The sequence below is a fragment of the Williamsia limnetica genome, assembly GCF_003217475.1.
GTDB lineage: Bacteria > Actinomycetota > Actinomycetes > Mycobacteriales > Mycobacteriaceae > Williamsia > Williamsia limnetica.
Window position 1 is genome coordinate 33,270 of sequence record NZ_QJSP01000007.1, and the last position, 18,907, is coordinate 52,176.

11 protein-coding genes are annotated in these 18,907 nt (G+C 65.6%); 4 read left to right on the forward strand and 7 right to left on the reverse strand.

Going from position 1 to position 18,907, the window contains the following annotated elements; translation table 11 throughout:
- Position 1 precedes the first annotated feature (1 nt).
- On the reverse strand, positions 2-1,402 hold the full coding sequence (gene eat, locus DFR67_RS12700; protein ID WP_110469923.1) for an ethanolamine permease: 1,401 nt from the start codon (positions 1,400-1,402) through the stop codon (positions 2-4).
- 196 nt (positions 1,403-1,598) lie between these two features.
- On the opposite strand from eat, the gene DFR67_RS12705 reads away from it, so the two are divergent.
- Positions 1,599-2,402 carry an exodeoxyribonuclease III gene (locus DFR67_RS12705; protein ID WP_110469924.1) on the forward strand — a complete coding sequence of 268 codons (804 nt, stop codon included), beginning with the start codon at positions 1,599-1,601 and terminating at the stop codon, positions 2,400-2,402.
- 24 nt (positions 2,403-2,426) lie between these two features.
- Here DFR67_RS12705 and DFR67_RS12710 read toward each other — a convergent pair whose 3' ends face one another.
- Together DFR67_RS12710 and DFR67_RS12715 are read right to left on the reverse strand one after the other, a co-directional pair.
- Positions 2,427-2,867, reverse strand: a complete 441-nt coding sequence (locus DFR67_RS12710) for a MarR family winged helix-turn-helix transcriptional regulator (RefSeq protein ID WP_110469925.1) — start codon at positions 2,865-2,867, stop codon at positions 2,427-2,429.
- Positions 2,868-2,977: 110 nt separating this feature from the next.
- Complete coding sequence (locus DFR67_RS12715) at positions 2,978-3,172, reverse strand: hypothetical protein (RefSeq protein WP_110469926.1); 195 nt, start codon at positions 3,170-3,172, stop codon at positions 2,978-2,980.
- A gap of 99 nt (positions 3,173-3,271) precedes the next feature.
- Between DFR67_RS12715 and DFR67_RS12720 the strand changes: the two genes are divergently transcribed.
- Genes DFR67_RS12720 through DFR67_RS12730 form a run of 3 tightly spaced genes read left to right on the forward strand, consistent with a single transcriptional unit; the run spans position 3,272 to position 6,329 of the window.
- Positions 3,272-3,967 carry a siderophore-interacting protein gene (locus DFR67_RS12720; protein WP_110469927.1) on the forward strand — a complete coding sequence of 232 codons (696 nt, stop codon included), beginning with the start codon at positions 3,272-3,274 and terminating at the stop codon, positions 3,965-3,967.
- Positions 3,968-3,984: 17 nt separating this feature from the next.
- Positions 3,985-4,959 (forward strand): ABC transporter substrate-binding protein, encoded by a 975-nt coding sequence (locus tag DFR67_RS12725; protein ID WP_110470100.1) that lies wholly within the window; start codon positions 3,985-3,987, stop codon positions 4,957-4,959.
- Positions 4,956-6,329 carry a SagB family peptide dehydrogenase gene (locus tag DFR67_RS12730; RefSeq protein WP_211325042.1) on the forward strand — a complete coding sequence of 458 codons (1,374 nt, stop codon included), beginning with the start codon at positions 4,956-4,958 and terminating at the stop codon, positions 6,327-6,329. The genes DFR67_RS12725 and DFR67_RS12730 overlap by 4 nt, the downstream gene beginning before the upstream one ends.
- A gap of 18 nt (positions 6,330-6,347) precedes the next feature.
- Here DFR67_RS12730 and DFR67_RS12735 read toward each other — a convergent pair whose 3' ends face one another.
- From DFR67_RS12735 to DFR67_RS12755, 4 genes are all read right to left on the reverse strand, one after another.
- Complete coding sequence (locus DFR67_RS12735; protein WP_110469928.1) at positions 6,348-7,259, reverse strand: DMT family protein; 912 nt, start codon at positions 7,257-7,259, stop codon at positions 6,348-6,350.
- Between the two features lie 225 nt (positions 7,260-7,484).
- Positions 7,485-12,137, reverse strand: a complete 4,653-nt coding sequence (locus DFR67_RS12740; RefSeq protein WP_110470102.1) for a condensation domain-containing protein — start codon at positions 12,135-12,137, stop codon at positions 7,485-7,487.
- A gap of 8 nt (positions 12,138-12,145) precedes the next feature.
- Positions 12,146-18,064: a non-ribosomal peptide synthetase gene (locus DFR67_RS12750; protein WP_245937915.1), complete on the reverse strand. Its 5,919-nt coding sequence runs from the start codon at positions 18,062-18,064 to the stop codon at positions 12,146-12,148.
- Between the two features lie 76 nt (positions 18,065-18,140).
- The gene (locus DFR67_RS12755) at positions 18,141-18,851 is read right to left on the reverse strand and encodes an MTB12 C-terminal domain-containing protein (RefSeq protein ID WP_110469929.1); all 711 of its coding nucleotides are present in this window, start codon (positions 18,849-18,851) and stop codon (positions 18,141-18,143) included.
- Positions 18,852-18,907 lie beyond the last annotated feature (56 nt).

The following is an 18,907-nucleotide window of genomic DNA, read 5'->3' on the forward strand; positions in this document are numbered from 1 at the left end:
TTCATCCCACATCGCTTTCGGCTGCGGCGAGCATCGCGAACTCCTCGTCGGGCGAGTTCGCAACCAGGTGCTTACGACTGTAGAGGCCGAAGTACGCCATGAAGGCAACAAACGCGACCAGGCACCAGAGTGCCGCGGTGGTATCCACGAGGAACGTCGCAATCACCGAGACGACAGCGATGACCAACGCGAATCCCGTCGTCGCGATTCCACCGGGCGTGCGGTACGGCCGATGCATGTCGGGCTCACGAACGCGCAACACGATGTGGCTGACCATCATGAGCACGTAGCTCAGGGCCGCACCGAACACGGCCATGTTCAGCAGGATCGCGCCCTCACCGGTGAAGGTCAGGGCAAATCCGATGATGCCCGGGATGATCAGGGCCCAGGTCGGGGCTTTACGGCTGTTGGTGACCGACAGCGCCCGCGGCAGGTATCCGGCCCGCGACAGCGCGAAGAGTTGTCGTGAATATGCGTACATGATCGAGAAGAAGCTGGCGATCAGTCCGGCCAGACCGACGTAGTTCACGACGGTGGCTGCCGTGCCGTCGATGGCGTCGACCAGCGGGTTCACCGATTCGCCCACACCCTGCGCGCCGAGGGCGCCGGTAGCCATGAACAGCACGAGAGCGCCGGTGAGCAAGAGGACGCCCATGGCGGCGATGATTCCGCGCGGCACGTTCTTCTCCGGGTTCTCGGCTTCTTCGGCGGCGAGTGGCACACCTTCGATCGCCAGGAAGAACCAGATGGCGAACGGGATGGCCGACCACACCCCGAGGTATCCGAACGGCAGGAAGTCCGACGAGCCCGCGGCGTCCGGATCGGGTGCGATGTCGGTCAGCAGTGAGGCGTCGAAGTGACTGATCGCCGCGATACCGAAGATGACCAGCCCGACGAGTGCGATCGCTGTGATGACGAACATCGCCTTGAGCGCTTCACCGGCACCGACGAGGTGGATACCGATGAAGATGATGTAGACCGCGAGGTACACCCACCAGCCGTCGGATATCCCGAACAGATCGAGGGATTCGACGTAGCCACCGATGAAGGTCGCGATGGCGGCCGGAGCGATCGCGTACTCGATGAGGATGGCTGTGCCGGTGGCGAAACCACCCCACGGACCCAGCGCCCTCCGGGCAAATGTGTAGCCGCCTCCCGCCGCCGGAAGCGCCGAGGACATCTCGGCCATGCCCAGCACCATCGCGAGATACATCGCTGCGATGATGACGGCGGCGATGAGCAGGCCACCGAAGCCACCTTCGAGTAGGCCTGCGTTCCAGCCTGCGTAGTCCCCCGAGATCACATAGCTCACCCCGAGCCCGGCGAGCAGCACCCACCCGGCGGTGCCCTTACGGAGTTGTCGTTTCTCCAAGTACTCGGAGGAGGCGGCGGTTTCAGTCATACGCAACGATAGCCAGCAACTGAAACCGTCGTGTTAGAACTACTTTTCCTACGTGTTTCGTACTCTTAGTTCGCAAATCCGAATGAAAACGCACCACCCGCACGAATTTCTCGAACGATCGGTGCGGTGAGGGTCTAGAACGTGATGGAGCCTGGCGCAGCTCGCGGACGCCAACGGGTGTGGAAAACTCGGTGACATGCTTCGCATCGCCACCTGGAACGTCAACTCCATCCGCGCCCGTAGCGAAAGGGTCGTCGACTGGCTCGAGAGGGCGAACATCGACGTGCTGGCGATGCAGGAAACCAAATGCAAGGACGAACAATTCCCCGAGATGGGATTCGCCGCCGCCGGCTACGAGCTCGCCACGGTCGGATTCAGTCAATGGAACGGCGTTGCGATCGCATCCCGGGTCGGCCTCGAGGACATCGAGCTGAGCTTCGAGAACCAGCCCGGTTTCAGCAAAGACGCCGAGGTGGACCCGGCCATCGAGGCACGCGCGATCGGAGCCACCTGCGGCGGCGTCCGGGTCTGGAGCCTGTACGTCCCCAACGGCCGCACCCTCTCCGACCCCCACTACACCTACAAACTCGAGTGGCTTGCCGCACTGCGTGATACGTCTTCCAAGTGGCTCGCCGACGACCCCGACGCCCAGATCGTCCTCAGCGGCGACTGGAACATCGCACCCACCGACGACGACGTGTGGGATCCAGCCCTGTTCGCCGACAAGACCCACACGTCCGAACCCGAGCGCGCCGCATTCGCGGCAATGACCGATGCGGGATTCACCGACGTCGTGCGGCCGTTCACCCCGGGACCAGGGGTCTACACCTACTGGGACTACACGCAACTGCGCTTTCCCCGCAAAGAGGGGTTGCGGATCGACTTCAGCTTGTGCTCACCGGCGCTGGCGACCCGCGTGAGCGGCGCCGAGATCGATCGACAGGAACGAAAAGGTAAGGGCGCCAGCGATCATGCCCCGGTCATCATCGACGTGGTCTGACGTTCGCCTGCTCGTCATCCGGCGCTAGGTCTGCTCGGGACGCTCAGCCAGTTCGTCGGCCACCTTGCGCAGGGTACGTCCCAGGACCTCACGCTCGGCCTCATCGAGGCCTTCGAGCGCCGTCTCCAGGGCCTGGACCCGGCGGGAGCGGCTCCCCTTGATCAGGTCTGCGCCTGCGGCGGTCACCTCGAGGAGACTGGCGCGACCGTCGTCCGGGTCAGCGGTCCGCGCGATGAGTCCGTCCCGTTCGAGCCCCGTCACGATGCGCGACATGGTCGGCACCGTGACGTTCTCGCGGTCGGCGAGTTCCGACAGCCGGATGGGATCGCCGGCATCGATGAGGACCCACAGCGCCGACAACGAACTGAGCGGCTGGGAGTTCTGACCGGTCCGCGACCGCAGCGAGCGGACGACCCGCGCCAGGTCGCGATACACCGAAGCGGCCGAAGCGCCCTGCAGATCCATCACCGTTGTCCCGTCGGTTGCACAGCGGCGACGGAGCCGCGTCCGGCGGTCCGTGCCTGCGACAAGTCGTCGTCCAGATAGATTACCGGCGGCAATACATCAGGGAGCAATCAGTTGCTGTGCAGCAACAGGATCCCGACCAGCCCGATGGTGACGATGAGAGCGGCGATGATCGCCGAGACACCCACGGCCACCAGCACCGTGGCGGAGTTGATACCGGTGGACGCCGCGTCGTCATCCTGCGGTTCGCCTGATTCCCAGGGACCGATCTCCTGGGTGACGTCGTCCTCGCCTGGCTGCTGCATCGGCCAATTAGAGCACGTCAGACCACGTCGGGTGAGTGGCCCGGAGTCAACCCTTTCCGAGGATGCTCGCGCCCGACAGCTTAGGCTAAGCTCACCATCATGAGCAGGGGATTACAGGGGCTGGTGCTCAAAGCACTCGGCGCAGACGACTACGAGCTGACGGTGACCGCCAAAGAGCAGGTCACCGACAGTTATCTCCGGATCAGCTTCACCGCAGGCGGCCTGCTCGGTCATCACGACCGCCATCCGACCCAGTGGATCCGGTTGTGGATACCGAACGGTGACAAGCATCAGCAACGCGGATACACCCTGGTCGACCCCGATGAGGCCGCGGATACCTTCGACATCGAGTTCGCCCTCCACGACGGACCGGCCGCGAACTGGGCCGTGGCCGCCGAGGTCGGCGAGAAGATCGGCGCCACCGTCATGGGTTCCAAGTTCGCGATCCCCGACCCTGCGCCCTCGGAATACGTGATCTTCGGCGATCCGGCGGCCGTTCCCGCGATCAACTCCCTGCTCGATGCCATCGGAGACGTCCCGGCCAGGGTGTGGCTCGAGTGGCAGCACGAGTCGGACAAGAATCTCCCCTTGAAAGCGACGCCCGCGACCACCGTGCAGTGGGTCGAGCGTGGCACAAAGGGCCAGGTCCTCCGCGACACCGCCGCGCAACTATCACTTGCCCCAGGAGCCTTCGGTTGGGTGGCGTGCGAGTTCCACACCACCAGAGACATCACGAAGTCGCTCAAGAGCAAACTCCCCAAGACATCGGTCAAGTCCCAGGCCTACTGGAAATGACGAAGAGAGTTGGATTCATGCGAGCCCGTTCGAACCGCCCGACCGTACTGCTCGCACTTCTCGCGGCGCTGACCATGGTGCTCGTCGCCTGCAGTTCCCCCGAGGAAGACGAGGACAACGGGGCGCCCATCCAAGTGAACACCCCGATGGGCCAGGTCACGATCAACGGCGTTCCCAAGAACATCGTCACCATCGGAACGCAGTGGACCGATGTGGCCCTGGCTTTCGGCGTCACCCCGGTGGCGTATCTCGACAACGTCGAATTGCTGACCAAGGCGCCGACTCCCTGGGTGGGAGACCGGCTCGAGTCCTCCCAGGCGATCGATCCCTCGCGGGACGTCGCAAGCCAGGTCGCGGCCGTCGATCCGGACCTCATCGTGTCCACCGACTTCGGCGACCAGACAGAGACGTTCGCGAAGCTGAGCAAACTGGCGCCCACCATCCCCTCCATCACCGGCAAGCAGGTGGACCCATGGGAGGAGATGGTCGTCTTCATGGGCACGGTGCTCCGCGAACCCGAGAAGGCGCAAGAGATCATCAACGGCGTCAACAGCAAGATCGACGGCATCAAGGAAGCCAACCCGGGACTGCAGGGCAAGAGCTTCGCGCTGGCCTGGATCCTCACGAACGATCAGATCCAGGTGTTCGGTGACCCTGCTGACGGTGCGGCCGAGGTGTTCACCTCGATGGGCATGACCATGGCACCCGAACTGCAGAAGATCTTCCAGCGCGACGGACAGCCCCGGTTCCCCATCTCCACCGAGAACGTGCCAGAGCTGCAGTCGGACATGATGATCCTCGCAGCCAACTCTGCGGCCCTCAACGAGAAGATGAAGACGTTGCCCGGCTACTCGGCGCTCACCTCGGTGAAGAAGGACGCTGTCGCCGAACTCAGTGTCGCGGAGGTCAGTGCCATCAATCAGCCGTCCCCGCTGTCACTTCCGTTCGTGTTGGAGAAGATGACCCCCGCATTCGAGAACGCCGCGAAATGACCGCTCCAGCGGTGGCCGGCCGCGAGTTCGCGTACGCCTTCCGCTCCGGAGCATCCGCGATGACCGCGCCCGGCGGCGTCGCGGTGCTGCTACCTGCCAAGCAGCGACTGACCGGCCTGACGCCGGCCCAGATACAGACGCTCAAAGCTCTGGGCCGGGGCCAGGTCACCCTGGACGACCTACCCGGAGGTGGAGCCGATCCCGCAGTGACCGGGATCCTGAACGACCTGGTGGGCCAGGGCTTTCTGACGGTCACGATGCGTTCAGCAGGCAGCGATCTGTACACGTTGCGTCCCTTCGACACTCCCCCACCCAGGCCTCCGGCAACGCCGCACGACGCCGCGCTGGGCGAACTCTCGAAGTTCGCGGTGATCCATCGAGTCGAGGGCAGGTGTGTGGCCGAACACCCGTTGTCGTGGTGCGACATCGAAATCCACGACGCAGGGGTGTTGGCGGTCCTCACCGGCCTGCCGGGCGGCGCCGCACTGACACCTCAGGTGTCGGCCGAGCTGGCCCGGGACCTGAAGTGGGCGGGTTTCATCGCGCAGCCCGGCACAGAGGATTCCGAGTTCACCACGCGCAGCTGGGGCGCCCACGAGTTGTGGTTTCACCGCAAGAGCACTTTCGGTGTCCGCGCCAAGGACTGGGGTCGGTTCGGTCCGACCAAGTGGGCAGCGGGATCGTATCCACCCCTACCGGCGCGCAAAGCCGAGTATCCGGGGCCGGCCGTCGCACTCGAGCAGGCCGACCTCGACGAACTGCGCGTCACCGGCGATGCCCTCACCAGCGCCATCGAGGACCGCACATCGTGCCGCGACTTCGACACCACCTCGGCCCCGACCCTCGACCAGCTCGGCGAGTTCCTCTACCGGACCCACCGAAACCGGACGTTGCGGGTGATCGGCGACGAGGAGTTCGGTTCCCGCCCTTATCCATCCGGCGGCGGATTGTACGAACTCGAGGTGTATGCCGTTGTCCGCCAATGCCAGGGACTTTCTGCCGGCATGTACCACTACGACTCGTTCGACCACGTCCTGCGCCCGGTCACCGACATCGACAACCCCGCGATCGACCGTCTGCTGACCCCGTCATCGCTCACCCTCTCCGGCGGACAGCTGCCGCAGATCTTCTTCGTCTTCGCGGCCCGCGTCGGGCGGATCATGTGGACCTACGAGCAGATCCCGTATGCCGTGATGCTCAAACACGTGGGAGTGCTCACCCAGACGATGTCGCTGGTCGCCACCGACATGGGACTCGGCACGGTGGCCCAAGGCTACTGCGACACTGCCGCTTTCGCCGAGTTGGCCGGCGTCGATGAGCTCACCGAGTGCGCACTGGGCAGTCTCGTACTCGGTACCCCAAAACTCTGACCGCCGCTCGACGACATCTCAGGTCTTTGCGTCCGCACCCGCTTCGGCCTCGTTGGCCGCCTGCGCGGCCCCCGACCACGCGATGACCATCGCACCGGCCACCGCGACGACGAAACCGAGCACCGCCAGCCAGGTCCGGCCCGGTAGTGCGTCGTCGCCGAGCCAGATGATACCGATGACCGACGGGATGACGGTCTCACCGACCACGACCGCGGCAGTTGCCGAGTTCACCGAACCGAGTTGCAGGGCGACGGTGTTGAGGTAGTAGCCTCCGACCCCGGCCAGTGCGATCGCGTAGGCCGCCGGGTCGCTGATGATCTCTACGAGGTCGAAGTCCGAGATTCCGTGCAGGATCCGCACCGATACCGCGACCACACCGAACATCGCTCCGGCACACAGTCCCGCGGCGATGGCGGCGCGGGATCCGAGCCACCGGACGAGCGCCGACGAGACCGAGAACAACACGACCGCTGCGATGAGCACACCCCAGTGGAACCAGGTGCCGTCGTGGCCATGGCCGTCCTGATCCGCCGACAGTCCGATCGCGCACAGGGCTGCGACCACCGCACCGATGGCGATCCAGTCGCGTGGCAGCAACTTGATACCGAGGACGAAGATCCCGAGGATCGCCGTGACCACCAGGTACGCACTGACGATGGTCTGCGACAAGAACAACGGCGCCAGGCGCGAGCCCACGGCATTGCCCGCGAACCCGACGACGTCGAGGCAGGTGCCGGCGATGAAGGCCGTGGTGAGGACCGCAGCCATCGTCGAGCGCATCGTCGGTCCACCCGTCGCGGTGTGCAGACCTGCGGTCTCGCCGCGCGACAGTGCGTCGTCCTTGGACTTGCGGGCACCGTAGGCCTGCAGAACCGACGACGTGCCGTATGCGATACACGCGAAAAGTGCTGCCAGGACGCCGTACACCATGGGTTGAGTATGACCGATCCCGAAGTCGGAGGAAGTGACATCTCCTCCGACTCCATACACATCCTCCCGTAGCAGTCGGAGGAAATCGCCAAAGCCGGAGGAAGTATCAGATCCTCCGACTTCGTGCAGATCCTCCCGCTGCAGACGGAGGACCTCGCCAAAGCCGGAGGGAAAACCAGATCCTCCGACTTCGGGTCAGGGGCCCTGTATGGCCCGCGACGGGGGTTACAGCGCGGAGGCGACGACTGCGACGGCCTGCTGCCAGATTTGCGCCAACCGGTCCGCGTCCGCGGAGTCCATCACCTCTTTGCTCCACCGCCAGCTCGTGACCAGTTGCGGCCCTTCGGGTGTGCCGCGCACCACCGACACCACATCGAGGGCATAGCGCAGCGGTAGATCGGGCTCCGGCGCCGTCGGAAGCCGGCCGTTGAGGTCGAGATCGGTGATCGGTGACCACGGCTCGGGTGTGTCGGATGCCCCGGTGGTGGTGAGGTCGAACCGGCCCAGATAGTTGAACTCCACCTGCGGATCGGTGGATGCAACCAGCTCGGGCACCCGCTCGAAGTGCCGCAACAGACCGTAGTCGAGTCCCCGATTGGGGATGCCGCCGATGTGCTCGGCCACCGAAGCAACCAGTGCACGAACTGTTTCCGGACGTTCGCCCGCGGTGTCGAGGTCCACGGCATCGGCACCCGCACCGAGGCGGACCGGGAACACACTGGTGAACCAACCGACGGTCTGGGACGTGTCAACCCCCGCACCGACCGTGCCGTCCTCGCGACCATGGCCCTCCAGGGCGATGAGTGCGCCGGTCGACTTGTCCTGGCCGTTGACGGTGCGCCAGGTGTTGATCGTCAGTGTGAGTGCGGTGAGCAGGAACTCCCTCATACCGACCGGTCCGCCGAGTTTCCCGAGAATCGACACGGTGTCGTCGACGGACGTGTGGGCAGCGGTGGTGCGCAACGACGCCCATGTGTCACTGTTCGGATCGACCGGTCGGGTACCGATTGTCGGATCCTGTCCGCTCACCTGTGCTGCCCAGTACGGACGTTGTCCGAGTACTTCCGCTGTGCCACTTCGCTCGGCCAGCAGATGAGAGAAACGCCGGTACGACGTGTATTCCGTCCCCAGGGTTGGAGTGATGCCCGAGGCGACCTGCCGACCACACTCGGCGAGATCTCCGAACAGCACATGCCATGACACCGCATCGGTGGCGAGGTGGTGTACCGCGAGCAGCAGGACATCACCTTCGTCGCCGGCATCCGCGACCACCCGCACTGCGGCCACCATGTTGCCGGTCGCCGGATCGATACGGTCCATCGCAGCAGGCGCTTCACGCTCCACACCGGCGGACAGATCGTCGCCCACGAACGCCGTGGTCACGATGTCGGACGCACGCACCGACCCGACGCTTCTGGTGACCAGCTCATACCCACTCCCGGTGTCGTTCAACTGCGACCGCAACATGTCGTGGGCATCGAGCATCGCCTGCAGCGTTGCTTCGAGTTCGGATGCGGACAACCCTCGAGGAAGGGCGATGAGGGTGGTCTGTGTGAAACGCCGGAACCGCCCGAAGTCGTACATCCAGCGGACCACCGGCAGCGCGACCACCTCGCCCGGCCCACCCTGCTCGCCTTCGTCGTCAGGGCCGACCAGCTCACCACTATCGATCGCGGCAGCCAGGGTACGCACCGACGGATTGGCAAGCACGAGTCGCGGGCTGACCTGAACATCTTCTCGGCGAAGGGCATTGACCAGCGACATCGCCACGATGCTGTCCATCCCCAGGTCGAAGAAGTCTTCGTCGACACCGGGAACCGGGCCATCCACGAGCTCACCGAACACCCTGCACAGCAGGCGTTCTGTCTCTGTGGTCGGCTCTGCGTCGGGCCCCGATGAACCGGCGAGAGCCTCTCGTGCGAGCACGGTCAGCGCTGTCTCGTCCAGCTTGCCGTTCGACGTCATGGGTAGCGCGGGCACTGTCAGCACCCGGGCGGGCAGCATATGCGTCGGCAGTTTCTCGGCCAGCGCCTCACGTGCCTGTGCGGCAGGTATCTCCACACCGACCACGAATCCGACCAGGGTCGCACCCGTCGGGCGTCGCAAGACCACCACGGCAGCAGTGTCGACACCGGGCAGTTGCCGCATGGCCGTTTCGATCTCGCCGATCTCGATCCTGAACCCGCGGATCTTGACCTGGCTGTCGGCACGCCCGAGGAACGTGAGGTTGCCATCCGGGAGCCGTCGGACCAGATCGCCTGTCCGATACATTCGGCCGCCGCGCGCGTATGGATCGGCGACGAAGCAACCCGCGGTCACTCCCGGTTGTCCCACATAGCCTCTGGTGACCTGCGCTCCGGCGAGGTACAGCTCGCCGACGACACCCCGGGGCACCGGGCGCAACCGGGAATCGAGGACGTGGGCGGTCATCCGATCAGCCGGGGTGCCGACCGTCGGGACAACAGACGAGGCGACCGGGGCGACAACTGCCTCGACGGTGGTCTCGGTCGGGCCGTAGCAGTTGTAGACGTCGAGACCTTCCAGGGCCCGCAATTGTTGCCACAGAGCCTGACTGATCGCTTCTCCACCGAGTGCCAACACCGACAACCGCCCGCCACTTCGATCGAGCTCCGCCTCCGGCTGATGGTCGAGCTCCGCCTCCGGCTGATGGTCGGGCTGCGCCTCCGGCTGATGGTCGGGCTCCGCCTCCGGCCCACCGACAATGCCCGCCGCGGCCAGTTGCCCGAACATCGACGGCGAGGTGTCGATCATGTCGATCCGGTGGTCGATGAGCCCGGAGACCAGTTGTTGCGCATCCCGCATCTGCGCTGCGTCGAACAGGTGCACGCTGTGCCCATCGAGAAGTCCGATCATCGGCTGCCACGACGCGTCGAAACTCAGCGACCAGGCGTGCGCGATACGGAGCTTGCGGCCCAATCGGGCTGTGGCCGGGGCATACACGTGGTCGCGATGATCCGCGAAATAGCTGGCGACCGCGCCGTTCGTACCGATGACACCCTTGGGCTCGCCGGTCGAGCCGGACGTGAAGATGAGATACGCGGCAAGATCCGGTGTGGCACAGATCTTCGGACGTGAGGTCGACTGCACGCCGAGTGCCGCAGACGTCGCCGGGTCATCGAGGATGAGGTAACGCGCGCGGTCCGCACCGGACAGGTCGAGCAGTTCGATGTGGGCGCCGGTGCAGACGACGACTCGAGGGTCCGATTGCCGCAGAATCGAACTGATCCTGGCCGCCGGGAGTGACAGGTCGATCGGGACATAGGCGGCACCGGCGGACAGTGCCGCGAAGATGGCCACGATCGACTCGGCAGATCTGTCGAGGGCCACCGCCACCACGGACTCAGGGCCCACGCCGCGGACGACCAACTCATTGGCCAGACGCATCGCGTCGTCGTGCAGTTCCGCATAGGTGTAGTCGCGGTGCGTGCTGGTCAAGGCAGGCGCATCGGGGGTCGCGGCCACCTGCCGGGCGAAGATGTCCGCGATGGTGCCGTCGGGTACCGCACCCTGCAGCGTTGCCGACGGTTCCAGGGCGAGGACCTCATCCGGCAGTCGGACCTCGAGGCGATCCGGGCCTGAGTCCGCTCCATCGGGTAATTGCCGAAGCACCAGCAGGATTCGCTCGGCGATCTCGGCAGGCGGTAGGTGGGGCAGAGCGTCGTCGATGGCCTCGGTCATCACCACGAGGTTGCTCCCGAGAAGATACGCGGCGATGGTGAGTGGATAGTGGGCGAGACTCTCCATCGCCACCGGCAGGAATCGGGCGCCGTCGCCGGTGCTGATGGGTTCGGTCACCGCACCGATCGGGGCGTTCTCGAACACGAAAAGGGTGTCGAACAAGCTCCCCTGCCGGCCTGCCCGCTGCACGGCGGACAGACTGAGGAAGCCGAGCTCACGCATCGTCGCCGACTCGCGTTGCAGCGCTTTGCACAGACCGAGGACAGTCTCGGCCGGGTCGATGTCGACGACCGACGGCACCGTGTTGATGAACAACCCGATCATCGTCTCGGCACCGGGCAACGAATCCGGCCGTCCCGAGATCGTGGTCCCGAACACCACATCGCGCCGATCGGCGAGACGGCCGAGTACCACCGCCCACGCGAACTGCACCGCGGTGTTGACAGTGATCCCGTTGGCACGCGCCCAGGTGGTCAATCGGGCCGTGTCGGCCGAATCAAGCTGCAGTCGAGTACGTCTCGGTACAGCATCCGCCGGGGTCACAGCACCCTCGGCCAGCATCAGCGGAGCGCTCAACCCGGCAAGGTAGGTCGCCCACGCATCCGTCGCCGCCGACGAATCCTGCGCGGCGAGCCAACCGATGTAATCGCGGTACGGTCGCGGTACCGGCAACGAGGCCGACTCCCCGCCCGCCTCGTACACCGCGAGCAATTCTTGGAAGAAGATCGCGACAGCCCAGCCATCCATCAAGATGTGATGCGCCGTGATCAGCAACCGCCGTCGAACGTTCGGGAACTCGACGAGCACGACCCGCAGAGCGGGGCCCGACGCCAGGTCGAAGTTCTTACGCCGCTCGGACTCTGCGATCGCATCGAACTCGGCGGGGTCGGCGACGCGCTCTGACCAAGGGACGTCCACCCAGCTCGGCACGATCTGAACGGGAGTGGGGATGTCGCGGTCGTAGAACGACACCCGCAGGTTCGGATGCCGCTCGAAGATGACCTCGACGCTGCGGCGCAGCAACGCCACGTCCACCGGGCCGCCGATCTCCACGATGAACTGCATGGAGTACAGGTCCAGGTCGTCACCGGCGATCTTCGACAGCGAGAACAACCCCTCCTGCAAGGGGCTGAGCGCGAGCACATCCTCGATCGCGGGCGGTGTCGACCGATCGACCACGCCGCCGGTCACGATCCGGGTTTCCAGTTGGCCGTCAACGCGGCCAGGGCGTCATCGGTGAGCCCGGACGCGCTCATCGGCGCATGGCTCACCGTCGCTTGTTCGGCGGTGGCCTCCGCGTCGACCACCGGATTCGCGAGGGCTTCGTCTATGGCGGCCGCGAGATCTGCGATCGAATGGTGGTCGAAGATCATCTGCGGGGTCAGAGGAAGGCCGTCCGCCGCCGCACGCCCGGCCATCTGGATCGAGATCACGCTGTCGCCGCCGAGCGCGAAGAAATTGTCGTCACGGCCCACGTCGTCGATCTCGAGGAGTTCGGCCAGTAGATCGGCGATCGCTTTCTCCGTCCCTGTCTGCGGGGCCTGGCCGCCGCCCCCGATTCCGGCCACTGCCACGTCTGCGTCACCGGTCTCGAAGATCAGGCCGCCGTCGTGATCCCACTTGGCGCGATCTCCGGTGCGCAACAACCGGGAGCCGGGTGAATACGGATCCGCCACCCACTCACCGACAGCGGTCTGTGCACCTGACAGGTACACATCACCGAACACACCAACCGGCGTCGGCGCCAATGATTGGTCGAGGACCAACACCGAGGCTCCCGGCGCCGGACGCCCCGGACGCTTCCCATGCAACTCCCCCACCGCGGCGACAGACCCGAAATCTGCAGGTGCGTAGAGGTACTGACTCGTCGATCCCTCCGACAGCGCCCCGAGCACCTCTGCCAGGGATGCCGGACCACCCGGCGATGACGCAACCCAGCTTCGCACCGAAGGCATCATGGAGGTGCCGGAATGAGCCATGAGCGCAAGCACATTCGGCTCGGCAACCACCCGCTCGACCGCATGTCGGGAGATCAGCCGGGCGAGCGCGGCCGGATCTTGTCGCTCCGCATCGGTGGCCACAACCACTGTCGCCGACGCGGCAAGTCCGGCCAGTAGTTCCGCGGTGCCCGCAGGCGACGTCGACGGCGTGGCGATCAACCGCACCCCCACGGGTTCGTCGACCGCTGCCGGACCATCGGCGGCGTCGGGTCCGTCTCCGCCGCCCGCCCTCGCGAACATTTCGCGGACGTCTTCGAATCCGGCGACGTCACCCGATCGCAGCGCCCCATAGGTCAACGACTGCGAGCCACGCACCACCGCAACGTGATCGAGGTTGTGTCGTCCCGCTGCGCTCAGTCGCGCAGCGAAAGCCCCGGGGTCCAGTTCGGCGCCGCGGCCGAAGCTCCCGAGCACCCGCTCGCGTTCGCCCGGACTCTGCACGTCCAGACGCCGGACCTGCTGATCGACGTTGTCGGCAAGCGCGGCCAGCACCCGTACCAACCGGTCGGCGATCAGTTCCGCACCTGTGCGCGTGTACAGGCCGCCGGCGGCGACCAGCCGGGCGCCGAGCCCACCATCCGGGCGCGAGGCGAAGATGATGTTCAGGTCCAGGAATGAGGTCTCGAACTCCACCGGCAGCAGCGAGAGCGTCGTGTCGCCGGATTCGGTCAAAGCCTGGTTGTCCGGGGCCCCGTACTCATCCCGGAAGTGCATCATGACCTGGAACAGCGGATTGCGGGAGCGAGAACGACGTGGGTTGAGTGCCTCGACCAGGCGCTCGATGGGTACATCCTGGTTGCTGTAGGCACCCAATGCGACGTCTCGTCCCCGCAACAAGACCTCACGCAGCGAGAGCTCACCCCCGAGTCTGTTACGCAACACGACCATGTTCGCGAACAGACCCACGAGATCGGCTGTCACCTCGTCGGTGCGGCCGGCGATGGGCGTACCGATCGCGATGTCGTCGCCGCCGCCGAGCTTGTGCAGCAGGATCGCGACCGCAGATTGCAGCATCATGAACTCGCTGACACCGATCGTGTCGGCCACGTCCCGCAGGCGGGTACGCAGTTCCGCCGGCACAGAGAACGACACCACTTCACCCTCTTTGCCCAGAACTGGCGGGCGTGGGTGGTCTGCTGCCACGGTGATCTCGTCGGGTACGCCCGCCAGCGTCGTGCGCCAATAGTCGATCTGGCCGGCGCCCACCTCGACCGACGCTCCATCGGATGCAATGGTCGAGCTCCGCTGCGCTTCGTCTCCGTCAAACAGATCGCGCTGCCACAGAGCGTAATCGGCGTACTCGATCGGGTGCGGCTCCCAGTTCGGGGCTTCCCGATGCGCCAGGCGGTGCCGGTAGGCCTTGCCGAGATCTGCCAGCAGCACACCGAACGACCAGTGGTCGATGACCATGTGGTGCACCAAGATCGACAGCACGTGGGCGTCGTCGCCGAGCGCGAAGAGGTGTGCACGCAGCAGTGGCTCGGACTCGACCGCGAAGTTGTACTGCGCGATCGCCTCCAGGTGCGCGGTCAGCAATGCCTCTGATTCGGCGACGGTGCCGCCGCCGATCACCGTCGTCGGCAGCGGCACCGGCATGACAGGCCCCACCGATTGATATGGGATGCCCTCGTATTCGGGGAATGTGGTGCGCAGCGCCTCGTGGCGCGCCACCACATCACCCAGGGCGTCGGTGAGTGCGGCGGTGTCCACGGGGCCGTCGATTCGCACCGCCATGGGGATGTTCCCGACGGCACTTGCACCCTCGAAACGCCGCGCGAACCACATGGCGAGCTGCGAATACGACAGCGGGACACGTTCGGGACGATCTCGCCTGATCAGCGGTGGCCGCTGCAGCGCCGCCCCGTCACCGGTTGATTCGAAGTCGTCATCGGTCGCATCGAGGTCGATGCCGAACTCCTCGAGCACCTGGGCGACGAGCCACGAGGCCAGCCCGGCGACTGTCGGGGTCTCGAAGGGCGCGCGAACGTCGATGTCCACCCCGAACTCTGTCCGGATCTGCGTCACCAGGCGGGCGGCGAGCAGCGAGTGCCCACCGAGTTCGAAGAACGAATCGTCGGCACCGATGGAAATTCGGCCGAACAGCTGGGTGAACAACGCCGCCACGCGAATCTCGGTGTTCGTGGCCGGCGCGCGGTAGAGGCGGGGCGCCGCATCGGCCGGGTCCGGGAGCGCGTCCCTGTCCAGTTTGCCGTGCGCGGTCAGCGGGACCTCGTCGATCACCGCGAAAGCACTCGGCACCATGTAGTCGGGCAGGACTGCCGTTGCGTGTTCGCGCACGGAATCGATGTCGACCAGCGTGCCGCGTTCGCCGACGAGATAACCGGCCAGCGCAGGACCCACGTTGGGATCCTCGGTGACGATCACGAGCGCGCGGGCGACTGCCGGATGGGTGGACAACGCGGCTTCGACCTCACCGAGTTCGATCCGGAATCCACGAATCTTGACCTGCTCGTCCGCGCGGCCGACGAACTCCAGATCGCCCTCGATGTTGCGCCGGGCCAGATCTCCCGTCCGGTACAGCCTGCCACCGGGTCGTAGAGGATCTGCGACGAACCGTTCCGCGGTCAGTGCCGGACGTCCGTGGTAGCCGCGGGCGAGCTGGTCGCCGCCGATGTAGATCTCGCCGACGACGCCCGTCGGGACGAGTTGCAGGGTCCGGTCGAGCAGGTACACCGACACGTTGCGATTGGGCACGCCGATGGGGACAACCCGAACACCCTGTGGTCCGTCGACCGGGAAATGTGTTGCGGCCACGACGGCTTCGGTCGGACCGTAGTTGTTTCGCAGTTGCGCGTCGAACACCGTCGCGAACTTGTCCGCCACCTCACCGGGCAACGCCTCGCCGCCGATCGGGATCTGCCGGAGCGTGGTCCATTCGTTCACACCCGGCAGCAGCAGGAACATGCTCAGCATCGATGGGACCATATGCATCACCGTCACCCGCTGACGCACCAGCAGATCTGCCATATACGGAATATCTTGCAGCGCATCCGGTTTCGGAACGACCAGGGTCGCACCAAGGGTCAGGGTGCAGAAGACCTCGAACAACGACGCGTCGAAGCTCACCGATGACGTCTGCACCAGCCGGTCGTCCGCGGTCATCCCGAACTGGGCGTGGAAACCTGCCAGATGGTCGGCGATGGCCGCGTGCGGCACCGAGACGCCCTTGGGCTTGCCGGTTGAACCCGATGTGTAGATGACGTACGCGAGCGCCTCCGGGAGCAGGGGTGCCACCCTGTCCGCGTCCACGGGATCGGCAGTCGAGAGGTCACGTGCGGCGCTCTCTGCCGCTGCGAGTTCAGGAGCGCCCAGTACCAGCTTCGGCTTCGCGTCGTCGATCATGAAGTCGATGCGGTCGCCCGGATAGGACGGGTCGATCGGCAGGTACGCCGCACCTGCTTTGAGGACGGCCGTCGCCGCGACCACGAACTCCACCGAGGCGGTGACCGAGAGGGCCACGATGTCCTCGGGACCGATCTCACAGGTATCGATCAACCAGTGCGCCAGGCGGTTTGCGCGAATATTGAGGTCCCGGTAGGTCAGTTCGACGTGGTCGTCGGTGACCGCCGGATGGTCTGGGTGCGCGGCGACCCGTTCTTCGAACATCGCGGGCAATGTCGTCGCAGCGGCAGGGATCTGCTCGCCCGATGATCGTTCGATCACGTCGGCCCGTTCACCACCGAGAATGTCGAGCTCACCGAGGCGCCGCCCCGGCTCGGCCAAGGCTTCGCGGAGCAGGTTCACGTAGCCGGCGAGCATGTTCTCGACGATCCGTCGGTCGAGAACGTCGGCGAAGAACTCGGCCTCCACGTACGAGCCGTCGTCGCCGAGCACAACGGTCAGCCCCAAAGGCAGTTGGGTCACCGAACTCGCCAGTTCCAGCTGTTCGGCCTGCACGTTGTCGAGCGCGAACCCGACCGCACTCTTTCGGGTGGAGAAGCTCAGGCGCACGAGTTGTTCGAGCCCGTCGCCGCCGCTGACACGGTCGGGGTTGACCTCCCGCACCACGCGATCGACGCCGATGTGCTGGTGCGCGAAGCTTCCGAGCGCCTCGTCCCGGGTGGCGGCGACCAGATCCGCGAAGGTGCCCTCGGACGTCACAGTCGACCGCAACAGCAGGCTGTTGCCGAAGTAACCGATCAGCGATTGCGCCGCGGCGGCGCGATCCACAACGGGTACTGCCACGAGGAAGTCGTCGCTGCCGGTGTAGCGATTGATCAAGGCGCTGAACGCCGCCAGCAGGACTGCGAACGGCGTACTCGACTGCTCCTTCGCCTGGCGGGCGGCGGCGTCGATCACCTCGGGTGGGATGTCGTATCTGCTACGCCCGGCGGTCTTGGCAGTGGGGCCTGGATGCTCGGCCGGGAGTTCGAGCCACTCCGGCGGTGGCCGCAACTTCGCACGCCAGTACTCGATGGCCGTCGCGTCTTCGACCTCGCCCGGACGCCTCCCGAGGACCTCGACGTCCACGAACTGTGCCTGCAGGGCCACGGACTCGGATCCTGCGTTGTAGGCGGCATTGACCTCACCGAAGAACAGTTCCCAGGAATCGTCATCCCAACAGATGTGGTGCACCACGAAGATGAACGCCCAAACATCGGGATCGGTGCGTACCAGACTGATTCGCAGAAGCGTGTCCGAGCTCAGATCGAAGGCTCGGGAGAACTCTCTGCGGGCGAGCACCTCGAGACGTCGGGCTCTGCCCTGCTCGGGGAGCTCGGTCAGATCGTGTTCGCTCCACGGCACATCGACGTGCTGCGCGGCAACCTGATACGGATGACCCGAATCGTCGACACCGTACGAGGTGCGCAAGATCTCGTGACGGTCGACGACCGCGGTCACCGCCGAACGCAGCTTCTCCGGGTTCAGCGCACCCTTGAGACGGTATGCCACACAGACGTTGAGGGTGGTGTCGGCGGGATCACGGTTCTGGACGAACCACAGTCGCTGCTGTCCGGGGGACAACGGTGAGCGGTCGCCCGGCACTCGGACCGGTCGCGGCGAGGATGTCTGCGCACTCAGTCCGCGCTCGCGCAACCTGCGGCGTAGCAGTTCTTTTCGGCGCGCAATCACATCTTCTGACATCTGACGGCCTTCACTTGTCTTTCAGCTGGTGTGGACAGAGTCGGGCCACCACAAGAAGATCCATCGTCCCTGACGGTTACAGGGAGCAGGGGACCTGCGCGTAGCCCGCGATCTCGCAGGCGCTGGTGTTCGACAACTTCCACTTGCCGTCTTTCCAGACCCAGGTCAGACCCATTGTCGCGTCGTTGAATCCGGGTGAGCGAAGCACCAGATTGGCGGTCATGGTGTTGCCGCTGACGTTCACGGGGCCCGCGATCCACCACTTGAGTCCGACAGGCTCGAACGCGCGCAGGGTGTTGCCGATACCTTCGCCGACCGTGGCAGCCTTGGCGCCGCCCTCGAGTTCATCCGCCTTCTGGCCCGAGGACCCGTTCAGGACGGTCTTGAGCTTGCTGTTCAACTCGTCGGTCGACAGCGCAGCGGGTGCATCGACCTGCTGCTGCGTCTCCGCTGCCGGCGCCTGGGTGACCGCCGGCGCCTGCGACTGCGGGGCCGCGTAACCGCCGCCACCTGACGTACCACCGCCCACGACGGGAGCCGGAGCCGCCGCCGGAGCCTGGGTTGTCGCCGCGGGGGCGGGCGCCGGAGTCGTGGCCTGTGCGTTTCCTGCGACCGGTGCGGTGCCCTGCGGGTTGGCCGCGGCACCGAGATTGACCACGGTGGGCTGCGCAGCAGTGGCGCCGGAGTTGTCGGAGTCGACGGCGAAGAGGACTCCGACCACCCCGATCGAGACGATCAGTGCCGAGATGATCGCCGACACGCCGGCAGCGACGAACACTGTCGGCATGTTGACACCTGAACTTGGTTTCCCGGTCACTGCATCTGCCTTCTACTCATGTCTGT

What these genes read in the sequence shown, in the direction of transcription:
- DFR67_RS12720 (WP_110469927.1), top strand. Translation starts at nt 3,272, where the DNA reads ATGAGCAGGGGATTACAGGGGCTGGTGCTCAAAGCACTCGGCGCAGAC.
- DFR67_RS12735 (WP_110469928.1), bottom strand. Translation starts at nt 7,259, where the DNA reads ATGGTGTACGGCGTCCTGGCAGCACTTTTCGCGTGTATCGCATACGGC.
- DFR67_RS12705 (WP_110469924.1), top strand. Translation starts at nt 1,599, where the DNA reads ATGCTTCGCATCGCCACCTGGAACGTCAACTCCATCCGCGCCCGTAGC.
- DFR67_RS12710 (WP_110469925.1), bottom strand. Translation starts at nt 2,867, where the DNA reads ATGGATCTGCAGGGCGCTTCGGCCGCTTCGGTGTATCGCGACCTGGCG.
- DFR67_RS12755 (WP_110469929.1), bottom strand. Translation starts at nt 18,851, where the DNA reads ATGCCGACAGTGTTCGTCGCTGCCGGCGTGTCGGCGATCATCTCGGCA.
- DFR67_RS12730 (WP_211325042.1), top strand. Translation starts at nt 4,956, where the DNA reads ATGACCGCTCCAGCGGTGGCCGGCCGCGAGTTCGCGTACGCCTTCCGC.
- DFR67_RS12750 (WP_245937915.1), bottom strand. Translation starts at nt 18,064, where the DNA reads ATGTCAGAAGATGTGATTGCGCGCCGAAAAGAACTGCTACGCCGCAGG.
- eat (WP_110469923.1), bottom strand. Translation starts at nt 1,402, where the DNA reads ATGACTGAAACCGCCGCCTCCTCCGAGTACTTGGAGAAACGACAACTC.
- DFR67_RS12715 (WP_110469926.1), bottom strand. Translation starts at nt 3,172, where the DNA reads ATGCAGCAGCCAGGCGAGGACGACGTCACCCAGGAGATCGGTCCCTGG.
- DFR67_RS12725 (WP_110470100.1), top strand. Translation starts at nt 3,985, where the DNA reads ATGCGAGCCCGTTCGAACCGCCCGACCGTACTGCTCGCACTTCTCGCG.